Below are 15,619 nucleotides of genomic sequence, written 5' to 3'. Positions count from 1 at the left end.
TTACGCGCTGTGGGCGCAACCGGCTACGAAGCGCTCACCAACGGATCGGCAGGCCGGCGACGACCGCGGAGAGCCGGTCGGCGAGCAGCCGGTGGTCGCGCGCCGAGTAGTGCCAGTGGCAGCCCGCGAGGTCCAGGCCGGTGGTGTCGAGGGGCCAGTACCGCACTCCCCGGTCCCCCGCGCCGGTGCGCTGCCGGACGGCGTGTTCGACATGGCCGGCGAACGGGCCGGTGCCCGCTGCCAGGATGGTGGTCGCGGCCCCGTAGCGCTTGCGCAGCTTCTCCAGGAAGCCCGTGTAGGCGCTGCGGTAGGCGGCGGCGAGGCTCTCGTCCGTCCAGGGCTCGCCGGGGTTGATCGGGGTCGAGAAGTCGTTCGTGCCGAGGTTGACCACCACCAGCTGCGGCCGCCAGGTGCCCGGGTTCTGCCAGACGTCGCCCGGCACGTTCAGCAGCGCGCGGTCGTAGAAGGTGCGGTAGTTCACCTCCGGGGAGCCTCCGTTGTAGTTGCGCACCATGCCCTGGCCCGAATACGCGTTGACCTGGTAGTCGGCGTGCAGCCTCCGGGCGGTGAGGGCGCCGTAGCTCACGTCGGCGTTGGTGGTGCGCTTGACCTGCTCGCCGTCGCAGTCGCGGGAGGTGGAGAGGTTTCCGTAGCCGGCGGTGAGGGAGTCGCCGATGAACTCGATCTGGCGGCTGCGCGCGGCCGGCCGGGCCAGGACGGCACCGCCGGGGGCGGCGACGAAACCGCCGAAGGAACTGGTGCTCCACGGGGTGTCGTTGCGTTTGACGAGCCGGACGGTGTGCGTGCCGTCGCGCAGGCCCCTGACCCAGTGGGTGGTCCTGCCCGGCGTGACGAGGGTCGCGACGGTGCTCCCGTCGACCTGGACGTCGTAGTCGGCGGCCGGGTCGTCGAGCACGACGCCCACGCCGGTGCCCCGGATCCGCCCCTCGAAGTAGATCCCGGGCCAGCTGTACTGGAGCACGTCCCCGGCGGCCTTGACCCGCCCGGCGGTGTGCACGCTGTCCCGTACCGCGCGGTGGTCCGGCGCGGCGGCGCTCGTGACGGCGCTCGTGCCGATCAGTACCGTCGAGACCGCCGACGCGGCCAGCATCCGTAACCAGGGCATGGGCATGGCTGTCCTCCGCGGGGGCGAGGGGGGCACATGGACGGGAGCGGAGTGACCGTACACCGACAAATGCCCCGCCGCCAGACCACACCCACCCCGGCACGCTCCCCGCGGAACCGGGTTCCTGACCGCCCGGCTCAGGCCGTGCGCCCCGCCACCAGCCAGATCGACGGCAGTTCGACACGCGTGCCGTCGGGGCGGTATTCCGTGCTCTTCAGCGGCGCCCGGCCGCTCGCCAGGACGGTGAGACCGGCCGAACGCACCAGTTCGGGCACGGCCTCGTCCGCGACCTCGCCGGGCGCCAGGCCGTGCCGGAAGACGGGCGCCAGCTTGGGCGGCGGACCCTCGGGGTCGCCCGCCAGGCCCGCCAGCACCGGTTTGGCGGCGGCCGAGAGCTCCACCAGGCAGGCCCGGCCGCGGTCGCCGACCAGCGTGGCGATGCCGTCGATCAGCGACTGCCGGTCGTCCGGCTCGCACTGGTGCAGGACGCCCCGCATGTAGACGTTGGTGTCGCCGAGTTCCGCGTGCAGGGCCTGGACCTCGTCCTTCTCGGCGGCGTCCAGCTGCCGGTAGGTGGCCTGCCCCGCCGGATCGGCCCGGCGCGCGTGCTCGAGGGCCGCTGCGGACAGGTCGACCCCCAGGACGTGCGGGAAACGGTCGGCGAGGTAGCGGGTCTGGGTGCCGTTGCCGCAGCCGAGGTCCACCAGGGGCAGGGCGTGATCCGCCAGGTACGGTTCGAACAGGGCGAGATGGGGGCCCACGGTCAGGACCGGTTCCGCGTCCCAGAACACCGCCCCCGGTTCGGCGGGTGCCTCCCGCCAGAACCCCTCCCGGGCCTCCCGGTACCGACGCGTCACGCTCATGGCCCACTCCCAGGGTGCGAACGATTCCCGCCGTACGGCGGGCGAGTACGGTGTACCGCGCGCCGGTCGGGCCCACAAGAACGCGGGAGCCCGGCTTCCCACCGCGTTCGGCCCGGGCGTGCTCAGCGGCGCGGCAGCGTCAGTTCGAACCAGACCGTCTTGCCGGTCCTGGTCCGGCTGGTCCCCCACGCGTGGGCCAGGGTGCTGACCACGCGCAGCCCACGTCCACGGTCGTCGAGCGGCCCCGCGTCGATCAGTGTCGGCAGCTCGTGGTCGTCGTCGTCCACCTCGCACAGCAGGGTGTCCCCGCGGACCAGGCGCAGCGCGACCGGCCCGGTTCGGGAGTGCCGTACGGCGTTGGTGACGAGTTCGCAGGCCATCAGCTCCGCGGGGCCGACGAGCTTCGGCAGGCCCCACTCGTGCAGTTGCTCGCGCACCATGGCACGGGCCCGGCCGACCTCGGCCGGGTCCGGGGCGAGGCGCCATTCGGCCACGTCGTCCGGCTCGATGCCGTTGAGGCGGGCCATCAGCAGCGCCACGTCGTCCTTGCGGCCGCCGCGTCCCGCTGCCGAGAAGGTCGCGGCGAGGGCCCTGATGATGGTGTCGCAGGCGTCGTCCATCGACGCGGCCGGGTGTGCGGCCGACTCGCAGAGGGTGGCGAGCCCCACCCCGATGTCCTCGCCCCGCATCTCGACGAGCCCGTCGGTGCACATCACCAGCCGGTCACCGGGCTCCACCCGCACCGAGACGGCCCGGAAGGGCACCCCGCCGACACCGATGGGCGCGCCCGTGGGCAGGTCGAGCAGTTCACTGCGGCCGTCGTCGGCCCGGACCAGGACGGGCGGGATGTGACCGGCGTTGGCGAGGTGGAGCTCGCTCGCGATGGGGTCGTAGACGGCGTAGAGGCAGGTCGCGAGGTAGGTGTCGCCGAGGCGCTGGGCGAGGTCGTCGAGGTTGCGCAGCAGCTGGGCGGGCGGCAGGTCGAGCCCGGCCATGGTCTGCACGGCCGTGCGCAACTGGCCCATCATGGCGGCCGAGTTGAGGCCGTGCCCCATGACGTCGCCGACGACGAACGCCGTGCGCCCGCCGTGCAGTTTCACCGCGTCGAACCAGTCGCCGCCGACCCTGCCGAGCAGCGTGCCCGGCAGATAGCGGGTGGCGATGTCGCAGCCCGCCATCCGGGGCGGGATGTGCGGCAGCATGCTGTCCTGAAGCGTCTCGGCGACGTTCTCCTGGAAGGTGTACATGCGCGCGTTGTCCAGCACCAGGCCCGCGCGGGCGGCGAGTTCGGCGCCGGTGACGCGGTCCATGTCGTTGAAGACGGGCCGCTCGGGATGGCGCAGCAGGATCATGAACCCGAGGACGACGTCACGTGCCTTCAGGGGCACGACCAGCATCGAGCGGCCGGTGATGAGCGGCCGGATGTCGCGCTTTTCGAACTGCGCGGCGATGGCGTGCCCCATCTCCTCGCTGATGCGCGGTACGAGGACGGGTTCGCCGCTGGTCATGCACTGGAAGAACGGCGTGTGCGCCGGGAACGGCATGGCCTCGCCGACGGGGACGACGTCGTCCCAGCGGCCGGGTTCGTCGGTGTGCTCGACGGCGACCCGGTGCCACAGGGTGGTCGTGTCGGGCACGCCGTCCGCGAACTGCTCACCGGCGACGACCTGTTCCCGCAGGTAGGTCCCGGCCACGTCCGTGAAGCGGGGCACGACGGCCTTGCTGACCTCGACGATCGTGCGGGACAGGTCGAGGGAGGTGCCGATGCGGCCGCTGACCTCGTTGAGGAACTCCAGCCGCTCGCGGACGGCGGCGTACTCCAGGTCCTCCCCCTCGTCCCGCAGCTCCTCCGGCACGGGTTCGCCCGCGGCAAGGGCCCGCGCGGCCAGGGCGCGGCGCACCTTGCGCTCGGCGCGCCGGGCCACGCCCCAGTCGGGGGTGACGGGCACCCGGTCGTTCTGACTGAACTCCAGGACAGGGTAGCCGAGTTCGAGGATCTGGGCGACGATCCGGGTGCTCTCGCCGACACTCATGCCGGGCAGGATCTCGGGGAGTCCGCGGGCGAGGTTCTCCGCCCCGGGGAGGTCGGTGTGCGGTGCGAAGCCGGGCCCGATCCGCTCGAACGCCCCGTCGTCCGCGCTCAGTCCTCCGGCGTCGGTGGCCAGGACGAGCAGCCGCTCGGGCCCTGGTCCGACCAGCGGGTAGGCCCACCACAGGACGTCGACCCGGCCGTCCCCGGGCGTGGTGAGCCGGGCGCGGCCCGCCGCCGGGTAGGAGAGCCCGCCGGCGAGGGTGGAGCCGAGGCCCGGGCCGAGGCCGTCGCCGGCGGCGTCCGCGAGGGTGTCCCGTTCCTCGGGCAGGGCGCCGGAGACGGGGAGCAGGTCGAGGGCCGTGCGGCCGATCGCCTCTTGCCTGGGGACGCCGAACAGGCGCCGTGCGCCGCGGCTCCAGTGGGACACCAGTCCGTCGCGGTCGACCACGACGACGGCGAGGGGGACGCGGCCGGGCTCGGCGGGTTCCGTCACCGGGTCCTGCCCGGCCCTGTCGGTGCCATGGTCCATGGCCCAGGCCCTCTCTGGACGCAAGATCTGTGCCGGTGTCACCACCGTACGGCGCGGGCCGGTGGCCATGTGAGGCAATGCGGTAATTGGCCGCGCGGGGCGCGCACCGGCGTGCGACCCCGCGCGCCGGTGCCGTTCAGTCCTCGTGGCTCAGCTGGAGATCCCGCTCGGTACGGCCTCCTCCGGCCACCTGGAGCACGGTGGCCACGGGCGGGTAGCCGGCGGCGATGACGGTGTACTCGCCGGAGGACAGGTCGACGAAGCGGAACGTGCCGTCGGGGCCGGTGGTGAGGGTGTCGACGACGTTGCCCGCCACGTCGAGCAGGGTCACGCGCGCGTCCTCCACGGGCCGTCCGCCGCCCGCCCGCACGGTGCCGCGCAGCACGGCCCCACCGGCCAGTTCGATGTCCCGGCGGGTCTCGCGGGCGGCCTGGACGGTGACGGGGAGCGCCGCCGGGCGGAAGGCGGGCGCGCTGGCGGCGAGGGTGTACTCGCCCGCGACGAGGTCGGTGATGACGTAACCGCCCTCCCGGCCGCTGCGGGTGGTGGCCACCACCTCGCCGTGCACGTTGGTGAGTGTGACGGTGGCGTCCCGTACGGGCGTGCCGTCGGCGGTGACCACGCTGCCGCTCAGGTTTCCGGCGCCGCCGAGGACGATGTCGAGTTCGACGGGGCGCTCGCCGACGGTCACGGTGACCGCCTGCGGCTGGTGGCCGCCGGCGGCGGCGATCAGGACGTACGAGCCGGGGCCCGGGGTGGCCAGCGCGTAGCGCCCGTCCTCGCCGCTCGCGCCGCGCCCGGTCTGCTGCCCGGTGACGTCGATGAGGGTGAGGGCCGCGCGGGGCACGACGGTCCCGTCGGGGTGCTGCACCGAGCCGCACACGGGGACGCCGGGCGCGTACCCGGCGCGCGCCTGCGGGACGGAGGCGGTCCCGGGCGCCGTGTCCGGGTCGGTGGCGGGGGCGTGGTGGGACACCAGGGGTTTCTCCTTGAGGAAGAGGGCGAGGACCAGTCCGAGGACCAGCACCGGCACCAGGTAGAGGAAGATCCGCGGCATGGCGTCGGCGTACGCCCGGATGTAGTCGTCGCGCAGGGCCGGGGGCAGCGCGTGCACGAGCTGCGGGGTGAGGGACTCGGGGTCCGGCAGCCCGGTGCGCGCGGGAAGCCGGTCGGCGAGGGCGTCGGCGAGCCGGTCGGCGAAGAGCGTGCCGAAGACGGCGGCGCCGACACTGCCCCCGATCTGCCGGAAGTAGTTGTTGGCGCTGGTGGCGGTGCCCAGGTCGGCGGGCCGCACCGAGTTCTGCACAGCGAGGATCAGCACCGGCATCACCATGCCGATGCCGGCGCCGAGGACGGCCATCCAGATGCTGTAGTGCAGCCGGGGCGTGCCGGCCTCCAGGCGCGACAGCAGCCACATGCCGGTGGCCGAGAGGGCGCCGCCGAGGATCGGGTAGGCCTTGTAGCGGCCGGTGTGGCTGATGAGCTGGCCGACGACGACCGAGGCGCCGACGATGCCGGCCATCATCGGCAGCATGAGCAGGCCCGACTCGGTGGCCGAGGCCCCGTCGACCATCTGCAGGTACGTCGGCAGATAGCTGGCGGCGCCGAACAGGCCCACCCCGATCACCAGGCCGACCAGGCCGGTGACGTTGAAGACGGAGTCCCTGAACAGCCTGAGCGGCATGAGGGGTTCGGCGGCGAAGTGCTCGGTCACGAGGAAGAGGACGGTGGCCGCCGCCGCTCCGGCCGCGAGCCCCAGGATCGTCCGGGAGTCCCAGGCGTGCTCGGTGCCGCCCCAACTGGTCAGCAGGACGAGGCAGGTGGAGGCGGCGGTCAGCAGCAGCGCGCCGAGGACGTCAAGCCGGGCCCTGGCGGCCGGCCTGGGCAGCTTCAGCGCCACGGCGACCACGGCGAGGGTGAGCAGGCCGAAGGGGACGTTGATGTAGAAGCACCAGCGCCAGGAGAGGTGGTCGGTGAAGTAGCCGCCGAGCAGCGGTCCGGCGACGGAGGCGAGTCCGAAGGCGGCCCCGATCAGGCCCATGTGGCGGCCGCGCTGCCGGGGCGGCACGATGTCCGCGATGATCGCCTGGACGCCGATCATGAGACCGCCCGCGCCGACGCCCTGCACCGCGCGGAAGGCGATCAGCTGGTCCATGGTCTGCGCCCGGCCCGCGAGCGCGGAACCGGCGACGAAGACGACGATCGCGAACTGGAAGACGCCCTTGCGGCCGAGGAGATCACCGAGCTTGCCGTAGATCGGCAGACCGACCGTGGCGGTGAGGAGGTAGGCGGTGATCGCCCAGGACATACGGTCCAGGCCGTGCAGCTCACCGACGATCTTCGGGAGCGCCGTGGCGACGATCATCTGCTCAAGGGCGGCCAGGAGCAGGGCCGGCATGAGCGCGAAGAAGACCAGCCGCACCCGGCGGGGGCTCGGCCCGGTGTCCGGCTCCGGCGGTGGTGCGGGAGTGCCGGGAGGCGCCACCGCCGGTTCGTCCTGCGCCAGAGTGATCCCGCCCACTCACCGCTCCCCTCGTCGCGCTGCCGCACCATTCCCGCGTAAAAGCGACAACTTCGAGCAAGCGCGACGAGTTACGGCACAGGAGCGAGCCGTACGGAGATCACCCGAACCGGTGAGGGGGGCAACGCCCCCCGGATGTCCGGGCCTTGAGGCGGGTTACTTCTCGACCTCGGCGGCGAGCCTGGTGAGCATCGCGTCGTAGATCCGGCCGAGGCCCTTGGGCGCGAAAGTCTTCTCGAAGAAGCCGCCGATGCCGCCGGCGCCGGTCCAGGTGGTGGTCACCACGACCCGGGACGTGCCCTCGCCGGCCGGGGTGACGCGCCAGGTGGTGACCATGGAGGAGTTGCGGTCCTTCTCCACCAGCTCGCCGTCGGTGGGCTCGGTGACCTCCAGGAGGCAGTCGCGCACGCGCTTGCTGGTGGCCTGGAGCTTCCAGTGGACGAGAGTGCCCTCGCCGTCGCCGCCCTCCCGGACCTCGTACTCGCTGAACTGCTCGGGCAGCAGCTTCGCGCGGGTGCCGCTGTAGTCGGCGAGGGCGTCGAACACCGTCTCCGCGTCCGCCGCGACGATCCGCTCCGTAGTGGCCTCGACCTGCGCCATCGCTTTCCTCCAGGACCTGGTTGCTCGGGGGTCGGGGCAAGCCAACCACCCCGCCGCCCGGCCCCCCAAATCGGGGTGCCCCAACCCGGTCGAACGCGTTCGGAAAACGACCTCGCACGATCAAGGGAACATGTGTTCTATTCTGTGGTCAGTGCTACCGAGGAGGCGTCATGCGCTGGGAGAACCTCACCGTGGACTCCGAACACAGCCGGGCCGATGCCGCGCTGTTCGGCGCGGACGCGGTGGTCACACGGACCTTCGACACGCCGGAGTTCCGCGGGATCACCTTCCACGAGATCCGGGCCCGCTCGATCATCAACCGGGTCCCGGCGGTCTCGCGGATGTCGTTCCAGTGGACGGTCAACCCCTACCGGGGCTGTTCGCACGCGTGCGTGTACTGCTTCGCGCGCAAGACGCACAGCTACCTCGACCTCGACACGGGCCTCGGCTTCGACAGCCAGATCGTGGTCAAGACCAACGCGCCGGAGCTGCTGCGGCGGCAGCTCGGCTCGCGCCGCTGGCAGGGCGAGCACATCGCCATGGGCACCAACGTCGACTGCTACCAGCGCGCCGAGGGCCGCTACCGGCTGATGCCGGGCATCATCGCGGCACTGCGCGATCACGCGAACCCCTTCTCGATCCTGACCAAGGGCACGCTCGTCCTGCGCGACCTGGAGCTGATCAAGCAGGCGGCACAGGTGACCGACGTCGGCATCTCCGTGTCGGTCGGCTTCACCGACCAGGAGCTCTGGCGCACCGTCGAGCCGGGCACGCCCGCGCCCGAGCGGCGCCTGGAGGTGGTGCGCACCCTGGGCAAACACGGCATCGGCTGCGGGGTGCTGATGGCGCCGGTGATCCCGTTCCTGAGCGACACGCCCGCCCAGCTCCGGGCCACCGTGCGGTCGATCGCGGCGTCCGGCGCCACCTCCGTGACGCCGCTGGTGCTGCACCTGCGGCCCGGCGCCCGCGAGTGGTTCATGTCCTGGCTAGAACAGCACCATCCGCACCTGGTCGCCCGCTACGAGCGGATGTACGCGGAGGGCTCCTACGCCCCCAAGTGGTACCAGCGCCAGATCACCCGTCAGGTGCACGAACTGGCCGAGGAGTACGGCATCGGGCCCACGCGCGCGGGGACGCGGCGCACGATCCGGCCGGCCGAACCGGCAGCCGAGGAGCCGCCGGTGACGGGTCCGACGCAACTCACCCTCCTCTAGAGAGGGTGCGACACCCTTCGGGGAGGCCCCCTGCGCCCGTGGGCGAGCATTCGAGCGCATATGAAGATCCAATCGGGTCATGAGCTTGACGGAATGAGTTCTTCTGGGACCGGCTTCCGGGACGATGCGGCGAGGACGGTGACCCTCGCGGTCCGACATCCCGCCGTCCTGGGAGGACTCCATGAAGAAACGCGCAGCCGCGCTGTGCGGCGCCGCCGTCGTCATGGCCGGGACCTTCACGGCCGTTCCCGCCGAGGCGAGCGCACCCCGTACCGCGAACACGACCACGCAGACCGCGAAGCTCACCTGGAAGAGCTGCGCCACCGAGGGCTACCCGACGCTCCAGTGCGCCTCCCTGAAGGTGCCGCTCGACCACCGCAAGCCGCACGGGGAGAAGATCACCCTCGCCCTGTCCCGCGTCCCGCACACCGCCCGGACCCACCAGGGCCCCCTGCTGGTCAACCCCGGCGGTCCCGGAGGCAGCGGCCTGAGGCTCGCCGGGTTCGTCGCGTCGTCGCTGCCCGCGAAGGTCGCGGCCCAGTACGACGTCATCGGCTTCGACCCGCGCGGCGTGGGAGCGAGCAGGCCCGCACTGGACTGCAGGCCGGACCACTTCGGCCCGGTCCGCCCGAACTCGCTGCCCGCGACACCCGCGCTCGAGAAGGCCAACCTCGAGCGCGCCAAGTCCTTCGCCGCCGCCTGCGGCAAGAAGTACGGGCACCTCCTGCCGTACATCAACACCACCAGCGCCGTTCGCGACATGGACGCCATCCGGCGGGCCCTGGGCGCGAAGAAGATCAACTACTTGGGCTACTCGTACGGCACCTACCTGGGAGCGGTCTACGCCCGCTTCTTCCCCGAGCGGGTCCGGCGCCTGGTCCTGGATTCCGTCGTCGACCCGACCGACGTCTGGCACGAGGCCAACCTCAACCAGGACGTGGCCTTCAACGACCGCCACCGCGCCTTCCTGGCCTGGGTCGCCAAGCACGACGCCACGTACGGCCTCGGCACCGACCCGGAGAGGATCGAGGCCAGGTGGTACGCGATGCGCGCGGCCCTGGCCGAGAAGCCCGCGGGCGGCACGGTCGGCGCCTCGGAGCTGGAGGACACCTTCATCCCGGGCGGTTACTACAACGGCTACTGGCCGCGCCTGGCCGAGGCGTTCGCGGCGTACGCGCACGACAAGGACCCCGGGCCCCTGGTCGAGGCGTACGAGAACCTCGGCGCGGTGGACGCCTCCGGCGACAACGGCTACAGCGTCTACACCTCGGTGCAGTGCCGGGACGCCGACTGGCCGCGCGACTGGCGGCAGTGGCGCGAGGACAACTGGGCGGTGTACGCGAAGGCGCCGTTCATGACCTGGAACAACGCCTGGTACAACGCGCCGTGTGCGTTCTGGCCGGCCGGCTCGCTGCGTCCGGTGAACGTCGCCAACGGTGAACTCCCGCCGGCCCTGCTGTTCCAGGCGACCGGTGACGCGGCCACCCCGTACGAGGGCGGCGTCACCATGCATCGGCTGCTGGCCCGTTCCAGCCTGGTGGTCGAGGAGGGCGGCGGCAACCACGGCATCACGCTGAGCGGCAACGCCTGCCTGGACGAGCACCTGGCGGCGTACCTCACGGACGGCACCGTGCCGCGCGGCCACGGCCGGGCGGACGCGGTGTGCGAGGCGCTGCCCGACCCGAAGCCCGCGGGGGCCGCGGCATCCACTGCCAGGAGGAGGGCCTCGGCCTCCTCGAACGGCTCGACGCTGCACGGCCTGCTCGGCTTCCGCCACTAAGCGGCTGACGATCCGTCAGGGGCGGGCCGTCGTCAGTCCCATGGTCCACCATGGACCCATGAGTGAGCTGACGAGGATCCCCGCCCCCGACGGCGTCGCGGCGGCGCCCCAGTACAGCCATGTCGTCCTGGGCACCGGCCGGTTCGTGGCGATCGCCGGCCAGCTGGCGCTCGACGAGCGTGGCGGGCTGGTCGGCGAGGGCGACGCGGCCGCGCAGGCGCGCCAGGTCTTCGAGAACCTCCGGCGCTGCCTGGCCGCCGCCGGCGCGACCTTCGACGACGTCGTCAAACTCACCTACTTCGTCACGGACATGGCGCACATGCCGGCCCTCCGCGCGGCCCGCGCCGAGCACATACCCGACGACCGGCTGCCGGCCGCTTCGGCGGTACAGGTCGCCGCGCTGGTCCGGCCGGAGTTCCTGATGGAAGTAGAGGCGTTCGCCGTGGTCGCGTCTTGAGCCGCATCCGGATACGGGAGATGACGCTCGCCGACTGCGACGGCGTCGCGGAGATCCGCGTCCGCGGCTGGCAGCGCGCCTACCGGGGCATGTTGCCGCAGTCGTACCTGGACGGACTCGGCGTCCGGGAGGACGCCGAGCGTCGTCGCGCCCACCTGTCGCGGGGCGACGGCAGCGTGGTGAACCTGGTGGCCGAGGACCACCACGGCGACCTTGTCGGCTGGGCCTGCCACGGACCGTACCGGGAGGGCGAAGTCCGCACCGGGGGCGCCGAGTTGTACGCCCTCTACGCACATCCCGACCGGATCGGGCAGGGTGTGGGCCGGGCGCTGCTCACGGAGTCCGTCGCGCGCTGCTCCGCCGCGGGCCACGGCCGTCTCCTGCTGTGGGTGCTCAAGGAGAACGTCCGGGCCCGCCGCTTCTACGAACGGGCCGGCTTCGGCGCGGACGGCGCGGAGGAGCCCTTCGAGGTGGAGGGTGTCGTGGTGCCGGAGGTCCGGTACGCGAGGACGCTTCCCGGCTGACACGGCACACCCCAAGCGCCTGGCAGGCGCCTGGAAGACGCCGGGGAGACGCCCACGCAGCATCGGCGTGCCGGGAGACGCCCCGGCCTGTGCGGCAGGTAGCGACGGCTCGCCCGCCGCGCTCACCTCTGCCGGGGAATCCGCCCGAGCGCCCGCACCGCCGCCTCCGCCAGCACCGGATGTGCGAGCGCCTCGTTCAGCACGGGCCGGGCGCGGGCGTCGCCCAGCGTGCCGAGCCCGTCCACGCAGGCGAGGGCCACGCGGCGGTACGGATCGTGCGGGCGCAGGCGCCGCTGGAGCGTGGTGATCAGCGCGGGAACCGCCTCCGGCGCGCGCAACTCGACCAGCAGCCGCACCGGGTGCAGGGCGTAGGCGACCCGCAGTTCGTTGGTGGCCAGGGCGGCCGCCGCCCGGGCGGTCCGGGGATCGCCGAGCCGGGCCAGGGCGTAGGCGGCGGAGGCGCAGCGCGGCGGGTCACGGTGGTTGAGCAGCAGCACCAGGGCCTCGAAGGCCCGCCGGTCCCGCGCGAGCCCCAGCCGGAACGCGGCCAGCTCCCTCGCCCACAGCTGCCGGCCGGGTTCGGTCAGCACCGCCGCCAGGGCGTCGAGGTCGTCGGTCGCCACGAGTCGCTCGAAGGCGGGCGGCGCCCCCGACTCCTGCCGTAAGCGCTCCGTGAGTGATCGCAACTCTTCGTCCATGACTCAGAGGTTAGGGGCGCCACGAGCCGCGCGGGACGTACATCACAAAGACGGGGGCTGGCGCGCTCGTTACCCGCCAGTTAAGCTCAGACGAGCGAGTTACCCACTCGTTTTTCCTCGTGGCGGTCTGGTGACGCGGCCGTCGCGAGAGCAGTCGGTTCGGTGCCTCAGGTACCGCAGTACGACTCGGCCCCGGGACAGGGCCGGTCGGACCCGCCGTCTCCCCGGGCGTGTGCACGCCCGTGGCGCGGCACCGGGCGTGTGCGCTTCGCGGCCCGGCCAACACCCGCACTTCATCACGCACCCGGTGCGCCCGTGGTCCGGCTTCCGCCGGGCCGCCCTCGGCGCACCCGGAGCGCGTTCCCCGTCGTCACCCTCATCCTGGAGTCCCGCGATGGCCACTCCCCTGCCCGACCCGTCCCAGTCCCCGTTGCAGACCATCGCCGTCGTCGGCCTCGGCACGATGGGCACCGGCATCGCCGAGGTCCTCGCCAAGGCCGGCCGCACGGTCGTCGGCATCGACATCAGCGAGGCCCAGGCCGCGAAGTGCGTCGCCGCCCTGGAGGCCTCCACCGCCCGCGGCGTGCAGCGCGGGCGGCTGACCGAGCAGGAGCGTGCCGAGATCCTCGGCCGCGTCCGCACCTCCGCCGACCTGACCTCCGCGGCCGACGCCGACCTGGTCATCGAGGTGGCCCCGGAGTCCTACGAGGTCAAGCACCAGATCTTCCGTGAGCTGGACGGGATCGTGCGCCCCGAGACGATCCTGGCGACCGGCACCAACGCCCTGTCCGTGACCCGTCTGGCCGCCGACTCCTCCCGCCCCGAGCGGGTGCTGGGCCTGCACTTCTTCAACCCGGCGCCGGCCATGAAGCTGGTCGAGGTGGTCTCCTCGGTGCTGACCGCGCCGGCCGCCGTCACGGCGGTCACCGGTCTCGCGCTCGACCTCGGCAAGGAGCCCGTCGCGGTCGGCGACCGCCCCGGATTCGTCGCGGACGGCCTGCTGTTCGGCTACCTCAACCAGGCGGCCGCGATGTACGAGGCGAAGTACGCCTCCCGCGAGGACATCGACGCCGCGATGCGGCTCGGCTGCGGGCTGCCCATGGGCCCGCTGGCGCTGCTCGACCTGATCGGCGTGGACACCGCGCGCACGGTCCTGGAGGCCATGTACGCCGCCTCCCGCGACCGGCTGCACGCCCCGGCCCCGATCCTCAAGCAGCTGAGCGAGGCGGGCCTGACCGGCCGCAAGGCGGGGCGCGGCTTCTACACGTACGAGGCGCCGGGCAGCGGCACCGTCGTGCGGGACGCGCTGACGCCGCCGGAGGGCGGCGACCCGGGCCCCGGCCGGGAGATCCGCTCGGTCGGTGTCGCGGGCTCGGGCACCATGGCCTCCGGCATCGCCGAGGTCTTCGCCAAGGCCGGCTACGAGGTGGTCATCGCCGCCCGCAGCGAGGAGAAGGCACAGACCGCGAAGGCCCGGATCGGCAAGTCCCTGACCCGCTCGGTCGACAAGGGCCGGATGACCGCCGAGGCGGCCGCCGAGACCCTGGACCGCATCACCGCCACGGGCACCTACGACGACTTCGCCGACGTGGACCTGGCCCTCGAGGCGGTCGCCGAGGACCTGGAGGTCAAGCGGCAGCTGTTCGCGGCCCTGGACAAGGTCTGCAAGCCGGGGGCGATCCTGGCCACCACCACCTCGTCGCTTCCGGTCGTCGCCTGTGCCCGGGCCACCTCCCGCCCGCAGGACGTCATCGGGATGCACTTCTTCAACCCGGCCCCGGCCATGAAGCTGGTCGAGGTCGTCCGGACGGTGCTGACCGCCGACGACGTCCACGCCACGGTCCGCCAGGTGTGCGCGCGGATCCGCAAGCACCCGGTCGACTGCGGCGACCGGGCCGGTTTCATCGTGAACGCGCTGCTGTTCCCGTACCTGAACAACGCGATCAAGATGGTGCAGGAGCACTACGCGACGCTCGACGACATCGACGCGGCGATGAAGCTGGGCGGCGGTTACCCGATGGGCCCCTTCGAGCTGCTGGACGTCGTCGGTCTCGACGTCTCGCTCGCCATCGAGAAGGTCCTGCACCGCGAGTTCCGCGACCCGGGGCTCGCTCCGGCGCCGCTGCTGGAGCACCTGGTGGCCGCGGGCTGCCTCGGCCGCAAGACCGGCCGTGGCTTCCGCGAATATGCCAAGCGCTGAGCGTCCCGGCGACTGGTTCCGGTCCGGCGCGGAGTGGGGCGGCCTGCTCGGCCCGGACCGGTTCCACCCGGCCGGCCGGGCCGCCCCTCCCCCGCCCTCCTGCGATGGGGGGGAACCAGGTCACGCGCACCGAGCTGCGCACATGCAGTACGTTCAGGGCATGCCCCAGCCCGCCAAGTCCTCACGTACACCCGCCGCGACCGACGCGCCGGAGAGTGCCGCCGGTTCTCGCGCCGCCGCCCAGCGGCTCAAGATGCGCCGGGAACTGGCGGCCGCCGCGATGGAACTGTTCGCGACGAAGGGGTACGAGGCGACCACCGTCGACGAGATCGCGGCCCAGGCCGGTGTCGCCCGCCGCACCTTCTTCCGCCACTTCCGCTCCAAGGAAGAGGCGATCTTCCCCGACCACGACGACACCCTGATCCGCGCCGAGGCGGTCCTCAACGCCGCGCCCGCCCATGAGCATCCCCTCGACACGGTGTGCCGCGGCATCAAGGAAGTCATGCGGATGTACGCGGCCCGGCCGGAGATCTCGGTCGCCCGCTACAAGCTGACGCGCGAGGTACCCACCCTGCGCGAGGCGGAGATCGCGTCGGTGGCCCGCTACGAGCGGCTGTTCACCCGCTACCTCCTCGGCCACTTCGACGAGCGCGCGCACGCCGACGACGCCAACGACGACCCGCTGCTGGCGGAGGTCGCCGCGTCCGCGGTCGTCACCGCCCACAACCACGTCCTGCGGCGCTGGCTGAGGGCCGGCGCGCAGGGGGACGTGGAGGCGCAGCTGGACCACGCCTTCGCGATCGTGCGCAAGACCTTCGGCTCGGGCATCGGTGCCGGGCGCTCCACGGAACCGCAGCCGGCCGTCGCCACGGCCTCGGCGCAGGGTGAGGTGCTGGTGACGGTCGCCCGCACCGACGCCCCCCTCGACGAGGTCATGCGGACCATCGAGCAGGCCCTCAAGGAGCGCTGAGCGACCCTTCAGGCGTGTGATGACGGCCACCCCACGGGGTGGCCGTTTTGGCATGTCAGGGGCCGTTTTGCAGGCCCTCGGAGGGCCCGTTCGATCGATCATCGC

At 72.7% G+C, this 15,619-nt stretch carries 12 protein-coding genes; 6 read left to right on the top strand and 6 right to left on the bottom strand.

All coding sequences use genetic code 11. The annotated features are described in order from the left end of the window. Positions 1 to 34: 34 nt before the first annotated feature. The 5 genes from AC0665_RS09760 to AC0665_RS09740 form a co-directional block, all read right to left on the bottom strand. Positions 35 to 1,132, bottom strand: a complete 1,098-nt coding sequence (locus tag AC0665_RS09760) for an SGNH/GDSL hydrolase family protein (RefSeq protein WP_478609432.1) — start codon at positions 1,130 to 1,132, stop codon at positions 35 to 37. A 131-nt stretch (positions 1,133 to 1,263) separates the two neighbouring features. Continuing rightward, the gene (locus AC0665_RS09755) at positions 1,264 to 1,989 is read right to left on the bottom strand and encodes a class I SAM-dependent methyltransferase (RefSeq protein ID WP_478704758.1); all 726 of its coding nucleotides are present in this window, start codon (positions 1,987 to 1,989) and stop codon (positions 1,264 to 1,266) included. Positions 1,990 to 2,111: 122 nt separating this feature from the next. Then, entirely contained in the window at positions 2,112 to 4,550 is a 2,439-nt protein-coding gene (locus AC0665_RS09750) for an ATP-binding SpoIIE family protein phosphatase (RefSeq protein WP_478609437.1), read from the bottom strand. 136 nt (positions 4,551 to 4,686) lie between these two features. Beyond that, positions 4,687 to 7,071 (bottom strand): MFS transporter, encoded by a 2,385-nt coding sequence (locus AC0665_RS09745; protein ID WP_478609439.1) that lies wholly within the window; start codon positions 7,069 to 7,071, stop codon positions 4,687 to 4,689. Between the two features lie 156 nt (positions 7,072 to 7,227). Then, positions 7,228 to 7,671, bottom strand: coding sequence for an SRPBCC family protein (locus tag AC0665_RS09740; protein WP_363122161.1), 444 nt, complete (start codon positions 7,669 to 7,671; stop codon positions 7,228 to 7,230). Between the two features lie 170 nt (positions 7,672 to 7,841). Here AC0665_RS09740 and AC0665_RS09735 point away from each other — a divergent pair, with 170 nt between their 5' ends. The 4 genes from AC0665_RS09735 (at position 7,842) to AC0665_RS09720 (ending at position 11,646) form a co-directional block, all read left to right on the top strand. Next, positions 7,842 to 8,885, top strand: a complete 1,044-nt coding sequence (locus AC0665_RS09735) for an Rv2578c family radical SAM protein (RefSeq protein ID WP_478704757.1) — start codon at positions 7,842 to 7,844, stop codon at positions 8,883 to 8,885. A 181-nt stretch (positions 8,886 to 9,066) separates the two neighbouring features. Then, positions 9,067 to 10,665 carry an alpha/beta hydrolase gene (locus tag AC0665_RS09730; RefSeq protein ID WP_478704756.1) on the top strand — a complete coding sequence of 533 codons (1,599 nt, stop codon included), beginning with the start codon at positions 9,067 to 9,069 and terminating at the stop codon, positions 10,663 to 10,665. A 58-nt stretch (positions 10,666 to 10,723) separates the two neighbouring features. Next, positions 10,724 to 11,122: a RidA family protein gene (locus tag AC0665_RS09725; RefSeq protein WP_478704755.1), complete on the top strand. Its 399-nt coding sequence runs from the start codon at positions 10,724 to 10,726 to the stop codon at positions 11,120 to 11,122. A gap of 20 nt (positions 11,123 to 11,142) precedes the next feature. Then, positions 11,143 to 11,646 (top strand): N-acetyltransferase family protein, encoded by a 504-nt coding sequence (locus tag AC0665_RS09720; RefSeq protein WP_478609450.1) that lies wholly within the window; start codon positions 11,143 to 11,145, stop codon positions 11,644 to 11,646. Between the two features lie 122 nt (positions 11,647 to 11,768). Here AC0665_RS09720 and AC0665_RS09715 read toward each other — a convergent pair whose 3' ends face one another. Further along, positions 11,769 to 12,344, bottom strand: a complete 576-nt coding sequence (locus AC0665_RS09715; protein ID WP_363122156.1) for an adenylosuccinate lyase — start codon at positions 12,342 to 12,344, stop codon at positions 11,769 to 11,771. A 394-nt stretch (positions 12,345 to 12,738) separates the two neighbouring features. Here AC0665_RS09715 and AC0665_RS09710 point away from each other — a divergent pair, with 394 nt between their 5' ends. Beyond that, positions 12,739 to 14,544, top strand: a complete 1,806-nt coding sequence (locus AC0665_RS09710; protein ID WP_468403562.1) for a 3-hydroxyacyl-CoA dehydrogenase family protein — start codon at positions 12,739 to 12,741, stop codon at positions 14,542 to 14,544. 142 nt (positions 14,545 to 14,686) lie between these two features. Continuing rightward, positions 14,687 to 15,514, top strand: coding sequence for a TetR family transcriptional regulator (locus AC0665_RS09705; RefSeq protein WP_366050264.1), 828 nt, complete (start codon positions 14,687 to 14,689; stop codon positions 15,512 to 15,514). Positions 15,515 to 15,619: the final 105 nt, after the last annotated feature.

The sequence above is a fragment of the Streptomyces sp. NPDC043685 genome (assembly GCF_056436585.1).
Note: the sequence above shows the minus strand (reverse complement) of the source record. Positions and strands in the feature narration are given on the sequence as shown.

Coding starts and splice junctions, on each gene's coding strand:
- AC0665_RS09730 (WP_478704756.1), top strand. CDS start 9,067: ATGAAGAAACGCGCAGCCGCGCTGTGCGGCGCCGCCGTCGTCATGGCC.
- AC0665_RS09735 (WP_478704757.1), top strand. CDS start 7,842: ATGCGCTGGGAGAACCTCACCGTGGACTCCGAACACAGCCGGGCCGAT.
- AC0665_RS09715 (WP_363122156.1), bottom strand. CDS start 12,344: ATGGACGAAGAGTTGCGATCACTCACGGAGCGCTTACGGCAGGAGTCG.
- AC0665_RS09755 (WP_478704758.1), bottom strand. CDS start 1,989: ATGAGCGTGACGCGTCGGTACCGGGAGGCCCGGGAGGGGTTCTGGCGG.
- AC0665_RS09725 (WP_478704755.1), top strand. CDS start 10,724: ATGAGTGAGCTGACGAGGATCCCCGCCCCCGACGGCGTCGCGGCGGCG.
- AC0665_RS09705 (WP_366050264.1), top strand. CDS start 14,687: ATGCAGTACGTTCAGGGCATGCCCCAGCCCGCCAAGTCCTCACGTACA.
- AC0665_RS09720 (WP_478609450.1), top strand. CDS start 11,143: ATGACGCTCGCCGACTGCGACGGCGTCGCGGAGATCCGCGTCCGCGGC.
- AC0665_RS09750 (WP_478609437.1), bottom strand. CDS start 4,550: ATGGACCATGGCACCGACAGGGCCGGGCAGGACCCGGTGACGGAACCC.
- AC0665_RS09740 (WP_363122161.1), bottom strand. CDS start 7,671: ATGGCGCAGGTCGAGGCCACTACGGAGCGGATCGTCGCGGCGGACGCG.
- AC0665_RS09760 (WP_478609432.1), bottom strand. CDS start 1,132: ATGCCCATGCCCTGGTTACGGATGCTGGCCGCGTCGGCGGTCTCGACG.
- AC0665_RS09710 (WP_468403562.1), top strand. CDS start 12,739: ATGGCCACTCCCCTGCCCGACCCGTCCCAGTCCCCGTTGCAGACCATC.